The organism is Grimontia celer (assembly GCF_900055185.1).
Taxonomy (GTDB): domain Bacteria; phylum Pseudomonadota; class Gammaproteobacteria; order Enterobacterales; family Vibrionaceae; genus Enterovibrio; species Enterovibrio celer.
Genome location: NZ_FIZX01000002.1, coordinates 1,471,274 through 1,490,478, shown reverse-complemented (window position 1 = coordinate 1,490,478; position 19,205 = coordinate 1,471,274). Strand labels below are relative to the sequence as shown.

Genomic DNA, 19,205 nt, shown 5'->3' with positions numbered 1-19,205 from the left:
GTAAGAAATGTAAGAATGAGTGTTCAGATTGAAGAAATGTGCGAGTGTTATCGGATTTTCAACGAATATCGTGAAATTTATCTGCCTATTCTAGGTTCATTGGGAGTGATGATTGCCAAAGAGTGGGAGTTCCCTATGCAACAATCTGTTTTGGTTCTGGAAGATGATGCTGATATCGCAGGCCTTATTGCCCTGCATCTCAAGGTGATGGGCTTTGATGTAGTTAAAGGCACCTCTTTGGAGGACGGATATCGTGCGTTGGCAAATGAAAACATCGCCGCTGTTGTTTTGGATAGAGGTCTGGATGACGGTGATGGAAAAACCTTCTGTGAGTTTCTTCGCCAGCAGGAAAACGGTATTCCTGTGCTCATGCTGACGGCATTGGATTCTGAGTCAGACATGGTGGAAGGTTTTGAGGCGGGAGCAGATGATTACCTTGCCAAACCGTTCAGTGTGATTGAATTCCAGGCTAGAGTCCGTGCTCTGATGCGCCGTGTTTCCGTTCACAGCCAGTGGCAGGCAGGAGCGGTAAAAGAATTGAAGTCTGACAGTTGTGAAATGAGCAGTGAGCATTCAACAGCGCTGCTTTTCCAACACCTCGAAATCTGTCCTGAAACCCACAGCGTCAAATTAGAAGGTCGTGAAATCGACCTGACACCCACGGAATTCTCCTTGCTGTGCTGTCTGGCTAAACGCCCTGATCGCGTGTTCAGTAAAGATGAGTTGCTGAGTCGGGTTTGGAACACCGACTATGACGGTTACCGTCATACAGTGTGCTGCGCTATCAATCGGCTGCGCAGCAAGTTAGAGAGCAATCCCGCTGCGCCTAAGTACATTCATACGGTATGGGGAGTGGGCTACAAATTCCGCGAAGCATCCGATCCCGCAATGCTTCAGCGTGCCAGTCTCTAGTACGGAAAGAGTGGGAGGTTGATATTGGCGTTTAAAAACCGTCTGCTGTTATTCACCTTAATCTGGTTTTTGTGCAGCGCTGCGCTTTTAACAGCGCTGAGTGTATCCGTATGGCAGCAAAATGAATTGCGGTCGCGTCAGGCACTTCACAAAGATCTCGCGATGCACATGAGGGATGATAATCCCTTGATGGTAGGGGATGACTACAGCCCAGAAGCCCTGTCTTCCATCTTTCATACCCTGATGTTGCTTGGGCCAGATTTTGAGATCTACTTTCTGGATCCACAAGGCAATATCACTACTTCTGGTCCCCCAAAAGAAGATGTTCTTCGTTTGCAGGTAGACGTAGAGCCTATCAAGCAGTTTCTTCGGGGGGAGCCTTTTCCTGTTCTTGGCCAAGATCCACTATCTCAAAGCGGAGAGAAAGTTTTTTCAGCAGCGCAAATCGATGCAGACGGGCAAGTCGCAGGGTATCTATATGTGCTAATCGGTAGTCAGGGCTATAACGCGTTTGCAGACATGGAGAGTCTGTTGCAATACGCACCTGTTGTTGCGGCGGCGCTGGTGGCGATTTTGTTGTTCGCTCTGGTGGTTTATCGAATGGTTTATCGCCGTATTATCACACCAGGCCAATTGATGGTGAAGCAGATTGAGCAGTCAGCCAAATCCGAGTTTCGAGTTTCTCCACCACTGAACGTGCACTCGCCTGAGCTTCAGGAACTTGCGACCCAATACCGGCGGATGATGGCGATGATACAGCAACAGTTTATCCAACTTCGGGTTCAAGAAGCGCAAAGGCGGGAGTACTTAGTACAACTGAGTCATGACCTGAAAACACCGCTGGCAAATATTCTTGGTTATCTTGAGACGTGGCGAATTCAACATGATGAAGGACGTGGAATGATTGACACGGCTTATCACAACGCCCAGCGTCTTCAAACCCATCTCAAAAGCCAACTTGAAGCCGCAAGGTCGCCATCTGCGAAGATTGTGCTTTCCTACCGGGAAATAGATGTACGCGAGTTATTTGAAGATGTTCGCCACCGGTTTGAGCTTCAGCTTAAAAAGAAACAAGTGGACTTGGTGATTACTGTGCCTCAGCCTTTGATCGTGATTGCTGACGAGGTGCTTATAAACCGGGTTTTCGATAACTTAATGGAGAACGCGATTCGCCACAGCCCGGTTCGCTCATCGATTCTGATGGATGCCAACAAAGCGAAAGCGGGTAACGTCAATTTCTGCATTGAGAACGCCATTGATGAATCCAGTGATGCCGGGTCTCTTGGTATGGGGAGCAAAATTGTCGACGCGATTCTGAGTTTGCATCAGAGCCAACTGAAGGTAGCTTCGTCCGAATCTAAAGAAGAGCTCAGGTACCGAGTATGTTTTGAACTGTCTTCTGTCGCCGCACAGTCAACTGCGCAGATAAGGGCAGTGCCGATGACGATGAACTTTGAGGATGACATGCCGCCAATCGATTCTGGTTATCCCAAAGTGAAAGCAGAAAGTGGGAAAACTGAGGAGAGCGCACCAGGCGGTGACATACATCTTTCCACAAGGGATAAGCCCGCACCACAAATGCCCCTGCCATCTTTCAGTGCTGTGACGGCGAAAGATGAAAACACATCTCCACCAGAAAAAAACAAGGCAGAGTAATCGGCCTTGTTTACCCTTCCTGTAGCTTAACCTATGAAAGAAGGCAGCTTGCCTGCCATAGCGAGGAAATGGAACAGTGCAGTGAGGACACCGAAGATGATGACGGCGCCAATCATGGCGTTGCCACCGGGAGCCATAAAACCTTGGTTTCCGCCTGTAAGGGTTCGGGATTTCATCGCTAACAGTGCGGGAACAATACAAGCCCAAACCGTCGCAGCCGCACCTGCATAACCAATTGCCACAATAAATCCAAACGGGAACAACAGTGACATCACCAGTGGTGGCAGGAAAGTCACTAACCAGCACTTGGTGCGGCCGGCTTTGGTGTCGTCGAATTTGAAAAAATCTGCCAGGAAGTCAAAGACACCTAAACCCACACCGATAAAAGAAGACAAAATCGCGGCCATTGAAAAGGCATTAATCGCCTTTGAAATGCTCTCAGATGCAATCACACCATCAAGTTGTTTAAGTAGAACATCAACGTTTCCCCCTTGCTCAATGACTGGGCCAAATTCGTGGCGAGGCAGGTTGCCAAAAATGCTGATGAGCCAAAAACAATAAAGTGCCAGCGCGATGATGGTGCCGCCCAGAATGGCGTATTTCGCCTTTCTTTCCTCACCATAGTAAGCACGCATTGACGAGACCGAATGATGATAGCCAAAGGAGGTCAGGGCGACTGGCAGCATCGCCATCGCATAAGGGGCATATTGGCGCTCGGGGTTAGCGACATCGAGCAGCACTGCAACATCCACATTGATTGCCATGCCGGATACGCCGAAGACGAAGCTCAATACCATAAAGGCAATAAGAACGACGGAAATTCGGTCGACTGCCCGGGTGGAATGCCAGACGAACAGAGAAAACACAGCAACGAACAGAATTGAAGCGAGTTGGCTGCTCATTCCCGTTAATTCTTGCAGAATTAACCCAGAGGAAGTGATATAGGCATAAAGTAAAATGCCACCCACAAAATACACCGTTAGATTATTAAAGAAATTAACCTTGTTACCTAATAGATCTTTGGTGACGGAATTAAAAGACACTTTTAAATCGTAATGTTTAAATGACTCAAGAAGCATCCAGCCTGAAATAGTCATCACGATCATAGTTACTGAAATAGCGAGGATTGACCAAACCGTCCATGCGCCTGCTCCCGAACTGGGTAGCCCCAACATTCCCGCGCCAACACAAACACTGGCGATAATGCAGGAGCCACCGACTAACGATGGGCTCTTTTCCATTGTTTATTTCTCTCACGTTATTGGATTTAGCGATTTATAATTCTTCTAATATAAAAAAGAGCGCAATTTCCATTGCGCTCTAAAAGATTTCTACACTGTGGTTTCCAGCTCAGCAGCGTTGTGCTTTTTTACTTCCACTGGCTCCACTTCCTTAAGTCTTGCCGTAAAGTGACGGAGGACGGAAGGCTCATACGTAAAGTCGAGTCCTTTCACATTGTGCGCATTTTTCTTCACTTCACCGAACGCTTCAATGATGAAGTCCATGTGTGATTGGGTGTAAGTCGCACGCGGGATGGTCAGACGAAGCAACTCAGCCGGACATGGGTGTTGTTTGCCAGTGGCAGGGTCGCGACCCAGAAGCAGTGAACCGATTTCCACTGCCCGGATGCCCGCAACTTTGTAAAGCTCACACGCCAACGCATGTGCCGGGAATTGGTCAGAAGGGATGTGTGGCAGCAGCTTACCAGCATCTACAAACGCCGCATGACCGCCAGCTTGTTGGCAAACAATGCCAATCGCTTCCAAGCCATCAACCAGATATTGAACTTGCTTGATGCGGTATTCTAGCCACTCTTGACGCATACCGTCATAAAGGCCCACGGCCAAGCGCTCCATCGCACCACCTTCCAAACCGCCATAGGTCGGGAAGCCTTCCTGCACGACACAAAGGGTGCGACATTCCTGATATACGTCCATGAAGGAGTCGTCTTTGAAACACAGTAGTCCACCCATTTGTACCATGGCATCTTTCTTCGCTGACATCGCCAAACCATCAGCATATTTGTAGGCTTCACGGGTGATTTCAGCGATCGTCCAGTCTTTGAATTCTGGCTCACGCTGCTGCACGAAATAGGCGTTTTCAGCAAAGCGTGCAGAGTCCATGATGACTGGAATGTCATAGCGTCTTGCAATCTCATACACTGCCTTCAAGTTGGCGATAGACACGGGCTGACCGCCTGCGGAGTTACAAGTAATGGTGCTCACAATGTATGGCACGTTGGCTGCGCCAGCGTCGAGGATCGCCGCTTCCAGTTTTTGCAGATCAAAGTTGCCTTTAAAGTCAGCAGTAACAGAGGTATCAAACGCATCTTTGGTGTAGACGTTCTTTGCCACACAACAATTTACCTGCGTATGACCTTGTGTGGTGTCGAAGAAGTAGTTCGACAGCGCTACCATTTTGCTGCGATCCAGACCTTTCTCCTGCTCGCGCTTTTTGATCAAGACAGGAATGTAGATTTGCTCTGCGCCACGCCCTTGGTGGGTTGGAATGGTGAGGTCATAGCCGAAGATGTCCTTTACTGCATTAGACAGCGCATAGTAGCTACGGCTGCCACTGTAGGCTTCATCACCGCGCAGCATGGCTGCCTGCATTTCCTGAGTAATCGCACCGGTACCGCTGTCTGTCAGCAGGTCGATAAACACGTCTTCACTGTCCAAAAGGAAGGGGTTCATACCCGCTTTTAAAATGGCCTCTTCGCGATACGCGCGGGAGGTACGTTTTACTGGCTCAATCACTCGGATACGGAATGGTTCTGGGAGGTGTTTGAAGTTTTCCATGTTTTTACCTTTTGTTTATATACCAAACTACCTAAATCCTGCATCTTCAGGTTTTTTTGGTATACCTAACGGAAGACTTGCCAATTATTCATTTTATTTTTGCACTAGGATTCCATCAGGAAATTAATCTGATTTTAAATTTATTTACTGGATTTTAATTATCGAAATAGCATGCGTAACAATACGGAAACACAATTAAGTGAATCGGGTTACTGATACAGATTTTCGATAAGTGTGCGCAGGCACTGCGCAAGGGGAATGCTTATGCAGGGAAGAAGAAAGCGATTTTGTAGTCCTGGGTACACCAGCGGTTTAATTCATTTGTGTTTTTCATTTTTACCAATCTGAAACTCATCAATTCAAGCTAACGATAATACTATCGATTAGAAAGTTATAACTGTCATCAATAAAAAAATCAAATTGAGAAGACGTCGACAAATTCTATCCCCAAACTACCCGGATTCTGCAACTTCAGGCTTTTTTGAGATATTGGGTGGCGAAACAGGAAGTTGCTTAAAGTTAGATACTGGCCGTTAACCCGCTAAAACAAAAAAAGCGCCCGGAACAGGCGCTAAAATCAGAAACGAGATGTCAGTTTCCAGTGAATTGCGGTTTTCGTTTTTCGATGAAAGCGTGCATGCCTTCTTTTTGGTCTTCCGTGGCAAATAGCCCATGAAACGCGCGGCGTTCCATGCGCACACCTTCTTCCACAGAAAGCTTTTCTGCGTTTAGCACGCACTCTTTCGCAAGCACAACCGCTGGCTTGCTATAACGGGCAATGGTTTTTGCTGCTTCAAGTGTCTCCTGCAACAATTGCCCGTCTGGCACCACTCTTGAAACTAATCCGGCACGTTCTGCTTCAACTGCATCCATCATCCGACCCGTCAGGATCATGTCCATCGCCTTGGATTTTCCGACCAGCTTGGTAAGGCGCTGAGACCCTCCCATGCCGGGAATCACGCCAATCGTCAGCTCAGGCTGACCAAACAGCGCAGATTCAGCTGCGAATATGGTGTCGCACATCATGGCGAGCTCGCAACCTCCGCCAAGCGCATATCCTGAAACCGCAGCAACAATAGGCGTGCGAATGCGGGTAAAAGCTTCCCATCCACCGAAATAGTCAGTCGCTGCCATTTCCTGATAGCTCATGTCTGCCATTTCGTGGATGTCTGCGCCTGCGGCAAAGACCTGCTCGGAACCTGTCACTACAAAGCAACCGACATTCGGGTCTGCGTCATAATGGGTAAGCGTATCCATCAACTCTTCGAGCAGTGGTGTGCAGAGCGCGTTACGTTTTTCAGGGCGGTGCAGTCGGATGATGACTACATTGCCGTCGACTTCTGTTTTGATCGTCATCGTAAAAGCCTCTAGTTAGGAATCCCAAATAGCGCCATAGGCAGGAATACCGCGGCTTTCCATGCCATATACCACTTGTCTGGTCAGTTTCTGGTTGGAGATACAAATCACGGCTTCCGCATCAAATGCCTGATAAGCGGCATACGCGAGTTGCACCATGTCTGGCTTCCCGAGTTCATCGGTATCCCAAATCAAGGCATCCGGCTGGGCGGCGAGGATTTCATCTACCAAGGCATCGCCGTAGGTTTTTCTCGGATTACGCGTTGACCACACCAACTGCATTGGAAGCTTCTGGGCCAATAGGTGAGGGAGACATGGCCCAATGCCACTGCCAGTTGCTACATAAACTACCCGCTTGAACAGGACTTCGATGTTTGCGACACCTGCGGTTGGAATACCTTTCACCCATACATGGGACGGTTTGTCGTCAATCAGTTTTCCTGTCCAGTCGCCAGCGCGGGAAACAGTCAACCGATAACCCGGCTCGTCCGGTGAAGGTACATTGGCAAAGTGGTGCCATTCCATCAGTGGAGAGCGGCTTATTGCCATGGAGGAGCCAGCAAATGGCGTCACACCATAATTGAATTTCAACAGTGCAACATGATTGGAAGGCGTAGTGATCTCAACCGGCACTCTGCGAAGGCGAAGCCAAGGTAGAAGAATGCTGAACGTCATGATGCTGAGGAGCCAAACTGATGGCGTCTGCAAAGCAAATTCCCACAGTGGCTGCGTGGGACTCTGATCTTTGGCGGTAGATAGGCTCTGCACCCAAAACAAAATCAGCACTGACCAACCGGCAAAGCGGTGAGAAGCTTCAAAGGCGTTGTGATATTTCTTACGAATGTTCGGCATGGCCATCGCAATCATTACCACCAATAAGCCAATGATACCGATTGTCGACCACAGACTGAGGTCTGATACTGGACTCAGGCCATGCATTTTTTGGTAGATAATTGCGCCAGTGAACAAAGCGAACCATAGACTGCCATTGATCGCACAGCCAGAATGCAAGCCGCCATGGTGATATACCTTGCCTAAATGCCATCTGATGGAAAGCGGCCAGGTGACGGGTGCGCGGGTGGCCAACCAGAATAAAAAGTTAATCGTGTATTGCTGGCGAGCTAAAACAGCGACAAAGAAATTACCAATCACCATATTGCTGAGGCTCGTAAGGTCGAGATGGTTTTTGTCAAACCAATTGCCTTCTGTAACACCATAAGCCAACCAGCCAAGGTTAATCAGAGAGATAACAATCACCAGCCGCATATAGTGTTCCAAGGCAGGATACTTCCACATTCGTTGCAGTAATCCCTGCTTTGCGGGTAATTCTGTCTGGGTGTAGGGCGCCATCATGCTTCACCTTCCTTGGTTTGATTCATGGCATTGTCGAAAAGGGTGAGGAGTTTGCGTTTGTCGATTTTCCCGCGGTCGGTCAGCGGGAGTTCATCAGTTGCCAGCACCCGTACCGGAACTGCGTAATAGGGGAGATTGGCAGCCACATGCTTGATGGCGGCTTTCTCGTTGACGCTTGCAGGAACGACAAAAGAGGCGAGTTGCTGGTCATTAACTTTGAGTGTGACAGCGAGTCTGCACTCTGGGATTTTTTCCAGTGTGGAAGAGACAGAGTCTAACTCCACCCGAAAACCTTTCACTTTTACCTGATCGTCGGTACGTCCGAAGTGCTCTAATTCACCGTCTTTGTTCCAACGGCCTAAATCACGGGTGCGGAACATCACGTGACCGTCACCAAGGAAGGGATCCGGCCGATAACGAGCTTGACTGAGTTCGGCATTGGCTAGGTAACCCTTAGTGACACAAAGGCCGCCAGCCCACATTTCCCCGACTTCACCAATTGCGCAGGGAGTGAAGTCTTCATTGAGTACATACACAGTATTGTTGGGCGTAGGCTTACCGATAGATAGCCTATCCCCTGGTTTAAACAGCTTGGTGGTATTGATAATGGTGGTTTCTGTTGGGCCGCAGGAGTTGTAGAAATCACATCTTGCACCCCAGACCTCAGCCAGCGGCAAGGGGCAGGGTTCTCCTGCCACCGCGACCGTTTTCACGTCCGGGCAGGACTCAGGATCAATCTGTCCAAGAATGGAAGGGGTAGCAATAATCACGTCCGCGTTAGCGGCGGTTTGTTGGATTGAGCTGTCACGGATAAGCAGGGTTGCGCCGTGGCAAAGAGCGGCGTAGATCTCCCATGCCGACATATCGAAAGCAATACTCAGTATTTGGCCGACCCGCATACCCGGCTTAACGCTGAGATTTCCCGGTGATGTCATCACGATGTTGGCCACATTCTTGTGCGTGACCTGAACGCCATTTGGTCTGCCGGTGGTGCCAGATGTAAACAGGATAAAGCAGACATCATCGGGTTTGGTGATGCGCTTTCCGCTGGCTTCCATCGATTTAAACTCAGGAGATTTGAGTAGGGTATCCAGCTCAAGGCGGATGGTGCCATCGTTTTGAGGCAAGTCGTGTTTGTGTTTGGAGAGGGTAAACACCACACGAATTCGGGCGACGTCGATAATGTGTGAAAGCTGGGCTTTCGGAGCCACCCCTGCATGTTGTGGAACGTAATTAGCGCCAATCTTCAGACAAGCCAGCATGCCAATCAGCATGGGAATCGAGCGCGAAAGAAAAATGCCGACAGAATCGCCGGATTTGACCTTCAGACGCTGAAGCAGTGTGGCTAGCTTTTCAGCTTCTGAATTTAATTCTCGGTAAGAAATGGTCTGCCGACCGTCTATTGCGGCTATCGCAAAAGGGGTTTCCTGAGCATGGCGCTCAATCGCCATGCTGAGCGTTGGAAACGAAGGTTTCTGTGATGGGCCGCGCCCGTAAGAGACAAACTGGTGTCGCTCTTGCTGAGTTAGCTTCCCGAGCGGTGCCAGATTAAAGAACTGTCCTGGCTCGTTGGTATTGTTGCCAGGCGTAGGTGGACAATATACCGAATTAACAAGAACTGTCATGGATAAACACTCCCTAGAGCTTGCTTAGCTGAATACCTTCAGCGCTGATTTGTGTTGCTTTAGGAAACGTTAATAAACAAATCTCGCGAAATTCTCACAGAGAAATAGCAAATCACTCTTCGTTCGAAATTTCTGATGAAGAAAGCAGGCATTGGTGTTAAAACGGAGGGCATTTTTGCATTTATCATGATAAAAGGCTGCCCATGGCAGCCTTAAAGGTATATTGGAACTACATCATATATTTCGATCAACTGAAGCTTCTGGTGCTTCTTGCTGATCGTCAATCTTCCACATTGTCCATCCCATGACGCCAAACAAAATGGTCACGAGTGGCGAAATCCAACAGAAGAAATTGAATGGCAAGTAGGCCAACGTAGCAACGCCCAATGTGGCTGCCTGATATGCACCGCCTGAGTTCCAAGGAACGAGGTTTGCCGTCACGGTGGCGGAATCCTCAACCGCTCGGGAAAGGTTTTCCGGTGCCAAGCCACGTTCCCTGTAGGCTTCCGCATAGCTACGCGCACTCATAACAATTGCCATGTATTGGTCACACAAAATCAGGTTGGCACCAATACCGGTGAGTACAGTAGATACAACAAGCGAGCCCGTCGATTTAGCCGCAGCAAGGATCTTGTCTGCAATCACGCGAAGCTGGTTAGTCCGCTCCATCACACCACCAAACATCATGGCAACGATAATCAGGCTGATGGTGTACATCATGGAATCCAGGCCACCGCGTGACAGTAGCGAATCCACGTCGCCGATACCGGTTTCTGAGGTATAGCCACCAAACGCTACACTGGCGATCGCGTTGTAATCTGCACCCTGCAGACCAGCAGCACATATCGCACCAGCAATTACACCCAGTGCAATTCCCGGAATAGCGGGCATCTTCTTGTAAGAAACAAACAGCACCAGAAAGAGAGGAAGGAATAAAACGGGGTTAATGAAGAAGGTACTGTCCAGTGTCGTCAGAATATTATTGATACGTTCAATGTCGCCGCCTGATGCGCTGTATTTCAAACCCAATACAGCTTCGATAACCAGAGTGATCGAAATGCTCACGCCCGTGGTGTAAGACATGTGTTTGATGTGAGTGAACAGATCCGTGCCTGCCATGGCTGGTGCCAGATTGGTGGTGTCAGACAGAGGGGACATTTTGTCGCCGAAGTAAGCGCCGGAAAGTACCGCACCAGCAACCAATGGAAGCGGAAAGCCAAGTCCGCCGCCTACACCCATCAACGCCACACCGATGGTTCCTGTGGTGCCCCAACTAGTACCAGTCGCGAGCGAAGTGACAGCACAGATAATCACACAGGCAGGAAGGAAGATCTCCGGTGCCAGTATTTGCAGACCATAGTAAATCAGTGTTGGAACCACACCGGCGAGGATCCAGACACCGATGAGGGCGCCAACAATCATCAGAATGATCATCGCTGGCAGGGCGTTGTAGATGCCATTCACCATGCCAGATTGAATATCTTTCCACGAAAAGCCACAGCGAAGCGCGACGACACTGGCGACGACCACACCCAACAACATGGGAACTTGTGGGTCGAGTCCGTAAATGACGATGGAAACGCTGATGCCAACAACAAGGGAAAGGAGTGAGACGATAGCCTCCCAGAACATAGGCGCGCGGGCGCCCTCTGGAATATCAGTCTTCATGTTACCTCCAGATGTTTACATATATAGACTGAGGGTGCGGTGGTTTCTTATTGGAATTCACCGCGAAGTTTGAGGGTCAGTAGTGTTGCGTTACTTATCTGGGACGAGTGAGTAGCGGTTTCGGCGGGCGATCGTATCCGACTTCAGTGGGCATGGGTTTCGTCCTGTTGCTCACTGTGAAACATTGTGCTGCGCATTGACCTTTTATGGGTAAAGCCTTACTGCCTCAAGGTTCATCGTAAGGCGCGGTTGCTGGCTTCGGAGTTCTATAAGTGAGATGTGTTAATAAAATGTTTAACTTTTTTGATGCTATGTATTCGCTTTCTGTTGAAAGCGCTATCTAAGGCTTCTTTCCCTTTTAGTCGATTCAACCCCCCGTTCTTTGGCATCGTTTTTACTGTGTTCAACTTTGGACAACACAGGGTTTTCCGAGAGCACTGCTGACAGTGAGTCAGCTCAAATTTCCCTGCCCAAAAACCTAAAGATAAGAGATCAAAATCACGCCTGAATATTTATTATGAAGACGCATCGAAACGTTTCGATTATTGTCAGCGAAACGTTTCGATGGGCCGTTTTTTCAGCTTGATTCCCAAGAAAGGCTGGTGACCCATCGGCAATTAGCCGCTGTTAGAAGGTTAAAGAATGAAAAAAAGTACCTTACTGAACTCTGATATCGCTCACCTGGTTTCTACGCTGGGCCACACCGATGAATACACCATTTGTGATGCCGGTTTACCCATTCCCCAGCATGTAGCGCGTATTGATCTCGCATTGACTCACGGCGTTCCAGGCTTTTTGGAGACGGTTCGTGTCGTGCTGACGGAGTCCCAAATTGAAGGGATTATCTTGGCAGAAGAGTTCGCAACAGTAAGCCCTGCTTGCCATGAAGCGCTGATTCAGGAAATCCGAAACGAAGAAACGCGCAGCGGAAAATCGATTTCAATCCAATACCTTTCGCATGAGGAATTCAAAGAACGCACCAATGACAGTCATGCAGTGATTCGCACTGGAGAATGCACACCTTATGCGAACGTGATTTTTCAAGCAGGCGTGGTTTTCTAAGCGCTTTTGATTTGAGTGAGACGAGGACATTCCTATGACCCAGGCAATATTGCAACTCAGTGAGATTGAGAAAGCTTTTCCCGGCGTGAAAGCGCTGGATAAAGCCAGCCTCAACGTTTATCCAGGCCGTGTGATGGCGCTGATGGGAGAGAACGGTGCAGGTAAATCGACGCTGATGAAAGTGCTGACTGGCATCCACGCCTTGGACGGTGGCTCGATTCATTACGAAGGCAAAGCTGCAGCATTCAAAGGCCCACGTGATTCGCAGCAGGCTGGTATCAGCATTATCCATCAGGAGCTGAACCTGATCCCTGAACTGACAATTGCTGAGAACATTTATCTCGGCCGTGAATTCACTGGCCCATTCGGCCGTGTTCTTTGGGACAAGATGTACGCAGAAGCCGATAAATTGCTGGCACGACTGAACGTGAAACACAGCTCGAAAACCTTGTTGGGTGCGTTGAGTTTGGGCGAACAGCAAATGGTGGAGATTGCCAAGGCGCTGTCGTTTGAATCTAAGGTCATCATCATGGATGAACCAACAGATGCTTTGACTGACACCGAAACAGAATCGCTGTTCAAGGTCATCAATGAGCTTCGGGACGAAGGCTGCGGCATTGTTTATATCTCTCACCGTCTGAAAGAAATCTTCACCATTTGCGATGACATTACTGTGCTGCGCGACGGCAAATTTATTGGTGAATGTCAGGTGAAAGATATCGATGAAGACCGCCTGATCGAAATGATGGTGGGTCGCAAGCTGGAAGAGCAATATCCACGCATTGCAGTCACCCATGGTGACACTTGTCTGGAAGTGAAAAACGTTTCCGGCGCGGGTGTGAAAGACGTCAGCTTCACCCTTAAGCGCGGCGAGATTCTCGGTGTATCCGGCCTGATGGGCGCAGGCCGCACTGAACTGATGAAGGTGATATACGGCGCGCTTTCACGCGATGGCGGCGACATCTTACTCAATGGCAAAACCGTTAACCCAATCAGCCCACGCGATGGATTGATTAACGGTATTGCTTACATCTCTGAAGATCGAAAAGGCGATGGCCTGATTCTGGGATTGTCGGTGAAGGAAAACATGTCGATTTGCTCTCTGGACAAGCTGAGCAAAGGTATGCAAATCCGCCACAACGACGAAGTCATGGCCGTCGACGATTTCATCCAACTCTTCAACATCAAAACGCCAACCCGGGAGCAGCTCATAGGCAATTTGTCTGGTGGTAACCAGCAGAAAGTCGCGATTGCTAAAGGCCTGATGACTAAGCCGCGTGTACTTATCCTCGACGAGCCAACCCGTGGCGTTGATGTAGGTGCAAAGAAAGAAATTTATCAGCTAATCAACCGATTCAAAGCAGAAGGTATGAGCATCATTCTGGTTTCTTCTGATATGCCGGAAGTGCTTGGAATGAGTGACCGAATCATGGTGATGCATGAAGGCCGTATTACCGGGGAATTCGATGCCAAAGATGCGGATCAAGAAACATTACTGGCCTGCGCTGTAGGTAAATACGTTAAGAAGGATGCAGCATGAATAGTAACGCCGTAACCCAATCGAAAGCTGAAGGTAAAAAGCTATTCAGCAAAGAATGGTTGATAGAACAGAAATCGCTTATTGCGCTTCTGTTTCTGATTGTCGTGGTGTCGTTTTTAAACCCGAACTTCTTTACCGTCGACAACATTCTGAACATTCTTCGCCAGACGTCGATTAACGCGATTATTGCGGTAGGTATGACACTGGTCATCTTGACCGCTGGTATCGACCTGAGTGTGGGTTCAGTTCTCGCGTTATGTGGTGCATTTGCCGCAACACTGATTGCGATGGAAGTGCCTGTGCTGGTGGCAGTGCCAACCGCGCTATTTGCTGGTGCGGCATTGGGAGCGATTTCCGGCATCATCATCGCCAAAGGCAAGGTGCAGGCGTTTATTGCCACGCTGGTCACCATGACATTGCTGCGCGGTGTGACCATGGTTTACACCGAAGGCCGTCCGATTTCTACCGGTTTTACTGATACCGCTGATGCGTTTGCCTGGTTCGGTACGGGCTATGCATTGGGTATTCCGGTTCCAGTCTGGTTGATGGTGATTGTGTTTGCAGCGGTCTGGTACTTGCTGAACCACACCCGTTTTGGTCGCTACATTTACGCGCTTGGTGGCAACGAATCTGCTACCCGCCTGTCCGGTATCGATGTCGACAAAGTAAAGATTGGCGCTTATGCGATTTGTGGCCTCTTGGCTGCTCTTGCAGGCATCATCGTGACCTCACGTCTTTCTTCAGCACAACCTACCGCAGGTATGGGCTACGAACTGGATGCGATTGCTGCAGTGGTACTGGGAGGCACCAGCCTGATGGGCGGTAAAGGCCGCATCATGGGTACCCTCATTGGTGCGCTGATCATTGGCTTCCTGAACAACGCCCTGAACCTGCTGGACGTTTCCTCCTACTACCAAATGATTGCCAAAGCGACAGTGATTCTCGCGGCGGTCATGGTCGACAACAAAAACAAGTAACCCTACGAATCCAATATTAAACCAACGATTTACGTGTAGAACGCGCCAGTGTCCCCCTCACTGGCGCACCAAAAACAAAAGGATGAAGACAATGAAAAAACTATCCATGCTTATCTCAGCCGCTCTGCTTTCCTCAACCGTTTCCGTGGCTGCACAAGCGCAAGACACTATGGCGATTGTTGTGTCTACACTGAACAACCCCTTCTTTGTCACTATGAAGGAAGGTGCAGAGAACAAAGCAAAAGAGCTGGGTTATGAGCTAATTGTTCTGGATTCCCAAAATGACCCGAGCAAAGAGCTTTCAAACGTGGAAGATCTAACCATTCGTGGTGTTAAAGCGATTCTTATCAACCCGACGGATTCCGCGGCAGTTTCTAACGCTATTCGCATTGCGAACCGCAGCGAAATCCCTGTTCTGACATTAGACCGTGGTGCACAGCGCGGCGAAGTGGTGAGCCATATTGCGTCTGACAACGTGGCAGGCGGTGAAATGGCAGGCAAGTTCATCATGGAGAAAGTGGGTGAGCAGGCTAGAGTCATTCAGTTGGAAGGTATTGCGGGTACATCAGCAGCGCGTGAACGTGGCGAAGGCTTCATGAAAGTGGTGGATGGCGGTTCAATGGAATTGCTTTCGAGCCAGCCTGCTGACTTTGACCGCACTAAAGGTCTGAACGTCATGGAGAATATGCTGGCAGCTAACCCGGATGTTCAGGCGGTATTCGCGCAGAATGATGAAATGGCATTGGGAGCATTACGCGCGGTGCAAGCGTCAGGCAAAGACGTGATGATTGTTGGCTTTGACGGCACCGATGACGGCATTGCAGCGGTGAAACGTGGCAAACTGGCAGCAACTATTGCTCAACAGCCTGAATTGATTGGTGCTATTGGTGTTGAAGTGGCAGATAAAATGCTGAAAGGCGAACAGGTTCAAAAATCGATTCCTGTTCCGTTGAAAGTGGTCACTCAGTAAGCCTAATAGGGAAAACCCCAGCCAGACCCTCCCTTGAAAAGGGGAGGGTGTATTAGTCCTCGGATTTTGAGGGGGAGTGCAGAACCGATTGCTTTAGATTCTTGATAAAGAGCCTAAATCACTCAGTTTTTTAGTACAACAATAAGGTCTCCCTGAAGGAGGCTGAGGATAGCGCGATGAATAAGTTAGTGGTTTTAGGGAGCGTTAACGCAGACCATGTATTGCAGGTGCCTTCTTTTCCCCGTCCGGGTGAAACCCTGCATGGTCGCAATTATCAGGTTATCCCTGGTGGTAAAGGTGCAAACCAAGCGGTGGCTGCAGCGCGTTTGAAAGCTGATATCGGCTTTATTGCCTGCGTGGGCGACGACCCATTCGGCGTGAACATCCGCGAAAGTTTCAAGTGTGATGGCATCAATATTGGTGGCGTGAAAATGCAGGCAGATTGCCCAACAGGTATCGCCATGATTCAGGTTTCTGATAGCGGGGAAAACAGCATTTGTATCTCTGCAGAAGCCAATGCCAAATTGACGGCAGAAGCCATTGAACCAGAGCTTGAACGTATTCGTCAGGCCGAATACTTGCTGATGCAATTGGAAACGCCGCTAGACGGTATCGAACTGGCTGCTCAAATTGCCAAGCGACATGACACTAAAGTGATTTTGAACCCTGCTCCTGCCCGAGAATTGCCTGAAAGTTTGTTGGCTTGTATCGACATCATCACGCCAAACGAAACAGAAGCAGAAGTGCTGACGGGCGTGAAGGTGGAAGACGATGTATCAGCAAAAGCGGCAGCGGACCTACTGCATGGGAAGGGTATCGAAACCGTGATGATCACGTTGGGCGCGAAAGGTGTGTATGTCAGCCAGAATGGCGAAGGTCAAATCGTGCCAGGATTCCGTGTAGAAGCAACGGATACCACCGCAGCAGGCGACACTTTCAATGGCGCATTCGTGACTGGTCTAATGGAATCAATGCCTTTAAAATCAGCGATTAAGTTTGCTCACGCAGCAGCGGCAATCTCTGTAACACGTTTTGGTGCTCAGACTTCGATACCAACACGTGATGAAGTGAACGTATTCCTAAAAGAACACGCCTGATTAAGGAGAAGACATGGCGACAATGAAAGACATCGCGAAGTTAGCCGGTGTTTCAACCTCGACCGTTAGCCATGTCATCAACAAAACGCGCTTTGTCAGTGATGAGATTGCAGAGCGCGTAAATAACGCTGCTAAAGAACTTCATTACACTGCGCCGTCTGCTTTGGCGCGCAGTTTCAAAACCAACCGCACCAACACCCTTGGCATGATTGTCACCACATCAACCAACCCATTCTTTGGTGAGGTGGTAAAGGGGGTGGAGCGAAGCTGCTATCACGCGGGCTACAACCTGATACTCTGTAATACCGAAGGCGATGCCCAGCGCATGAAAGCCTCTATTGATACGCTGATGCAAAAGCGTGTCGACGGTTTCATCCTGATGTGTTCAACGCTTGAAGGGGAGTATTCCGAGATCCTTGAAAAGCTTCAATCCGTACCGGTGGTTGTGATGGACTGGGGTCCAATCTCCCTGCCATGCGACAAGATTCAGGATAACTCCCTTCGTGGCGGCTATTTGGCGACCAAGCATCTTATCCAACAAGGGCATAGAGAAATTGGCTGCATCACTGGGCCTTTAGTTAGGCATCAGGCGCAAATGCGCTATCAGGGCTTCAAACGTGCTATGAAAGAGGCTGCCCTTAACATCAACCCGAAATGGGTGGTGGAAGGCGATTTCGAATGTGAGGGTGGCTATCAGGCTCTGGCAAAATTTCAGGACAACGGTAAGTTACCTTCCGCAATTTTCGCAGGTAACGACATGATGGCGATGGGCCTTATTAACGCTGCCAACGAACAGGGGATTTCTGTTCCAGCAGATTTATCCGTGATGGGATACGATGATATCCACTTGGCGAAATACATGACGCCTTCGCTCACTACCGTTCATCAACCCAAGTATCGTCTAGGAAAAGCCGCGGTCGATGCTTTGATTCAACGCATCAGTGACAGCGGTAGCGAACCTCAGATCGTAGAGTTAGAGCCAGCCGTCATTGAGCGAGGCTCGGTAGCGGAGTTTTTAGGAGAAAGGTAAATGGAGAAGGTTGGGAAGTCTGCACTTATTGTAGAAGGTGGCGCAATGCGCGGCGTGTTCTCGTGCGGCATTCTTGATTACTTCATGGAGAAAAACTTCTCGCCGTTCGATAGCTTCTGGGGCGTATCTGCAGGCGGCAGCAATCTGGCAGCGTACTTGGCTGACATGCCGGGAAGAAACCTGAAAATCTACCTCGATTACAGCCTTCGCAAAGAATTCCTGAGACCGGGTCAGTTCGCCATGGGCGGTGACTTGATGGATCTCGACTGGATGTGGGAAGTCACGCTGGAAGAGCTTGGTATCGACAAAGACGTTCTGAAAGCAGACCCAAGGCCGTTTTTTCTCGGTGTTACCCGGCAGGACAATGGCGAACCTGAGTACCATACACCAGACGTTGAAATGTTGGCTGAAACCATGAAAGCCAGCAGCGCGTTGCCAGTGATGTACCGACATGGTGTGGAACTGAATGGCGTGAGATACGTCGATGGTGGCGTGGCAGATGCAATTCCTGTTGCAGAGGCGATTCGTCGCGGGGCTACACAAATCATGGTGCTTCGGAGCCGTCCGGCAAGTTACAGAAAATCTGAGCCTAAATTCGACGTTTTAACTAAACATCTACTCAAAGATCATCCAGCATTGATAGCGCCGATGCTGACGCGACACATTCGCTACAACGAAACGCTTGAACTGATAGAGCATCCGCCTGAAGGGGTGGAAATTATTCAGATTTGTCCGCCGGAAGATTTCAAGTTGAAGCGCCTTAGTAGGGAAAAGGCGCCTCTTAAAAAGGCCTATTATCTGGGTTATGAATCAGGCAAAGAAGCCATGATACGCTGGGATAAACTCAGTCTGAATTCTCTGTGACTCAGTAATGGAAAACATCGTCTCGGCTTTCCGCGAATCCCTCGTAAACGTTTGAGAAACGCTTCGGTGCACTGACTTTCTTTTTCTTGGCCCGCTTTTTCACTGGGCGCATGTTCATGCTTTCTAAGCGAGCCAACTCTTTTGCGTGAAGCTCAGCCTGTTCAATAAACGTATTATCTTTCAAGGCTGCTTTACGGCTTTGGTTAACCCGTTCAAGCAACTGGTCAAACTCTTTCGTATTCATGAGCACCTCCAAATGATACTGTTTATATATACAGTATCATTTGGAATCTCAGT

General features: G+C 49.2%; 16 protein-coding genes. 9 read left to right on the top strand and 7 right to left on the bottom strand.

Annotated features, from left to right (window positions below; translation table 11 throughout):
- The first annotated feature begins 135 nt into the window (after positions 1-135).
- Together GCE9029_RS16875 and GCE9029_RS16870 are read left to right on the top strand one after the other, a co-directional pair.
- Positions 136-912: a response regulator transcription factor gene (locus tag GCE9029_RS16875; RefSeq protein ID WP_062665757.1), complete on the top strand. Its 777-nt coding sequence runs from the start codon at positions 136-138 to the stop codon at positions 910-912.
- 24 nt (positions 913-936) lie between these two features.
- Positions 937-2,568: a sensor histidine kinase gene (locus GCE9029_RS16870; RefSeq protein ID WP_062665756.1), complete on the top strand. Its 1,632-nt coding sequence runs from the start codon at positions 937-939 to the stop codon at positions 2,566-2,568.
- Between the two features lie 26 nt (positions 2,569-2,594).
- Here the strand turns inward: GCE9029_RS16870 and GCE9029_RS16865 are convergent, their stop codons facing one another.
- From GCE9029_RS16865 to nhaC, 6 genes are all read right to left on the bottom strand, one after another.
- Positions 2,595-3,809, bottom strand: a complete 1,215-nt coding sequence (locus GCE9029_RS16865) for an aromatic amino acid transporter (protein WP_062664978.1) — start codon at positions 3,807-3,809, stop codon at positions 2,595-2,597.
- Between the two features lie 90 nt (positions 3,810-3,899).
- Positions 3,900-5,366: a tryptophanase gene (gene tnaA / locus GCE9029_RS16860; RefSeq protein ID WP_062664976.1), complete on the bottom strand. Its 1,467-nt coding sequence runs from the start codon at positions 5,364-5,366 to the stop codon at positions 3,900-3,902.
- A 591-nt stretch (positions 5,367-5,957) separates the two neighbouring features.
- Positions 5,958-6,722, bottom strand: coding sequence for an enoyl-CoA hydratase-related protein (locus tag GCE9029_RS16855; protein ID WP_062664974.1), 765 nt, complete (start codon positions 6,720-6,722; stop codon positions 5,958-5,960).
- 15 nt (positions 6,723-6,737) lie between these two features.
- Positions 6,738-8,075 (bottom strand): FNR domain-containing protein, encoded by a 1,338-nt coding sequence (locus GCE9029_RS16850; RefSeq protein WP_082804368.1) that lies wholly within the window; start codon positions 8,073-8,075, stop codon positions 6,738-6,740.
- The gene (locus tag GCE9029_RS16845; protein WP_062664972.1) at positions 8,072-9,700 is read right to left on the bottom strand and encodes an amino acid adenylation domain-containing protein; all 1,629 of its coding nucleotides are present in this window, start codon (positions 9,698-9,700) and stop codon (positions 8,072-8,074) included. The genes GCE9029_RS16850 and GCE9029_RS16845 overlap by 4 nt, the downstream gene beginning before the upstream one ends.
- A gap of 234 nt (positions 9,701-9,934) precedes the next feature.
- On the bottom strand, positions 9,935-11,368 hold the full coding sequence (gene nhaC / locus GCE9029_RS16840) for a Na+/H+ antiporter NhaC (RefSeq protein WP_062664970.1): 1,434 nt from the start codon (positions 11,366-11,368) through the stop codon (positions 9,935-9,937).
- A 642-nt stretch (positions 11,369-12,010) separates the two neighbouring features.
- Here nhaC and rbsD point away from each other — a divergent pair.
- The 7 genes from rbsD to GCE9029_RS16805 all read left to right on the top strand — a co-directional run bounded on the left by rbsD (position 12,011) and on the right by GCE9029_RS16805 (position 18,908).
- A complete protein-coding gene (gene rbsD, locus GCE9029_RS16835; protein WP_062664968.1) occupies positions 12,011-12,430 on the top strand; it encodes a D-ribose pyranase in 420 nt (139 codons plus the stop codon).
- Positions 12,431-12,464: 34 nt separating this feature from the next.
- Complete coding sequence (gene rbsA, locus GCE9029_RS16830) at positions 12,465-13,970, top strand: ribose ABC transporter ATP-binding protein RbsA (protein ID WP_062664966.1); 1,506 nt, start codon at positions 12,465-12,467, stop codon at positions 13,968-13,970.
- Positions 13,967-14,947: a ribose ABC transporter permease gene (gene rbsC, locus GCE9029_RS16825; protein WP_062664964.1), complete on the top strand. Its 981-nt coding sequence runs from the start codon at positions 13,967-13,969 to the stop codon at positions 14,945-14,947. Before rbsA ends, rbsC begins: the two co-directional genes overlap by 4 nt.
- A 91-nt stretch (positions 14,948-15,038) precedes the next feature.
- The gene (rbsB, locus tag GCE9029_RS16820) at positions 15,039-15,917 is read left to right on the top strand and encodes a ribose ABC transporter substrate-binding protein RbsB (RefSeq protein ID WP_062664962.1); all 879 of its coding nucleotides are present in this window, start codon (positions 15,039-15,041) and stop codon (positions 15,915-15,917) included.
- A 176-nt stretch (positions 15,918-16,093) separates the two neighbouring features.
- Positions 16,094-17,014 (top strand): ribokinase, encoded by a 921-nt coding sequence (gene rbsK, locus GCE9029_RS16815; protein WP_062664960.1) that lies wholly within the window; start codon positions 16,094-16,096, stop codon positions 17,012-17,014.
- A 13-nt stretch (positions 17,015-17,027) separates the two neighbouring features.
- Entirely contained in the window at positions 17,028-18,044 is a 1,017-nt protein-coding gene (locus GCE9029_RS16810; protein ID WP_062664959.1) for a substrate-binding domain-containing protein, read from the top strand.
- On the top strand, positions 18,045-18,908 hold the full coding sequence (locus GCE9029_RS16805; protein WP_062664957.1) for a patatin-like phospholipase family protein: 864 nt from the start codon (positions 18,045-18,047) through the stop codon (positions 18,906-18,908).
- Between the two features lies 1 nt (position 18,909).
- Here the strand turns inward: GCE9029_RS16805 and GCE9029_RS16800 are convergent, their stop codons facing one another.
- On the bottom strand, positions 18,910-19,152 hold the full coding sequence (locus GCE9029_RS16800) for a hypothetical protein (protein ID WP_062664955.1): 243 nt from the start codon (positions 19,150-19,152) through the stop codon (positions 18,910-18,912).
- Positions 19,153-19,205: the final 53 nt, after the last annotated feature.

Bases quoted from the DNA above. Each gene is read 5' to 3' on its own strand.
- rbsD (WP_062664968.1), top strand. From the start codon at position 12,011: ATGAAAAAAAGTACCTTACTGAACTCTGATATCGCTCACCTGGTTTCT.
- rbsK (WP_062664960.1), top strand. From the start codon at position 16,094: ATGAATAAGTTAGTGGTTTTAGGGAGCGTTAACGCAGACCATGTATTG.
- GCE9029_RS16845 (WP_062664972.1), bottom strand. From the start codon at position 9,700: ATGACAGTTCTTGTTAATTCGGTATATTGTCCACCTACGCCTGGCAAC.
- nhaC (WP_062664970.1), bottom strand. From the start codon at position 11,368: ATGAAGACTGATATTCCAGAGGGCGCCCGCGCGCCTATGTTCTGGGAG.
- tnaA (WP_062664976.1), bottom strand. From the start codon at position 5,366: ATGGAAAACTTCAAACACCTCCCAGAACCATTCCGTATCCGAGTGATT.
- GCE9029_RS16850 (WP_082804368.1), bottom strand. From the start codon at position 8,075: ATGATGGCGCCCTACACCCAGACAGAATTACCCGCAAAGCAGGGATTA.
- GCE9029_RS16855 (WP_062664974.1), bottom strand. From the start codon at position 6,722: ATGACGATCAAAACAGAAGTCGACGGCAATGTAGTCATCATCCGACTG.
- rbsC (WP_062664964.1), top strand. From the start codon at position 13,967: ATGAATAGTAACGCCGTAACCCAATCGAAAGCTGAAGGTAAAAAGCTA.
- GCE9029_RS16800 (WP_062664955.1), bottom strand. From the start codon at position 19,152: ATGAATACGAAAGAGTTTGACCAGTTGCTTGAACGGGTTAACCAAAGC.
- GCE9029_RS16865 (WP_062664978.1), bottom strand. From the start codon at position 3,809: ATGGAAAAGAGCCCATCGTTAGTCGGTGGCTCCTGCATTATCGCCAGT.
- GCE9029_RS16805 (WP_062664957.1), top strand. From the start codon at position 18,045: ATGGAGAAGGTTGGGAAGTCTGCACTTATTGTAGAAGGTGGCGCAATG.
- rbsB (WP_062664962.1), top strand. From the start codon at position 15,039: ATGAAAAAACTATCCATGCTTATCTCAGCCGCTCTGCTTTCCTCAACC.
- GCE9029_RS16875 (WP_062665757.1), top strand. From the start codon at position 136: ATGCAACAATCTGTTTTGGTTCTGGAAGATGATGCTGATATCGCAGGC.
- GCE9029_RS16810 (WP_062664959.1), top strand. From the start codon at position 17,028: ATGGCGACAATGAAAGACATCGCGAAGTTAGCCGGTGTTTCAACCTCG.
- rbsA (WP_062664966.1), top strand. From the start codon at position 12,465: ATGACCCAGGCAATATTGCAACTCAGTGAGATTGAGAAAGCTTTTCCC.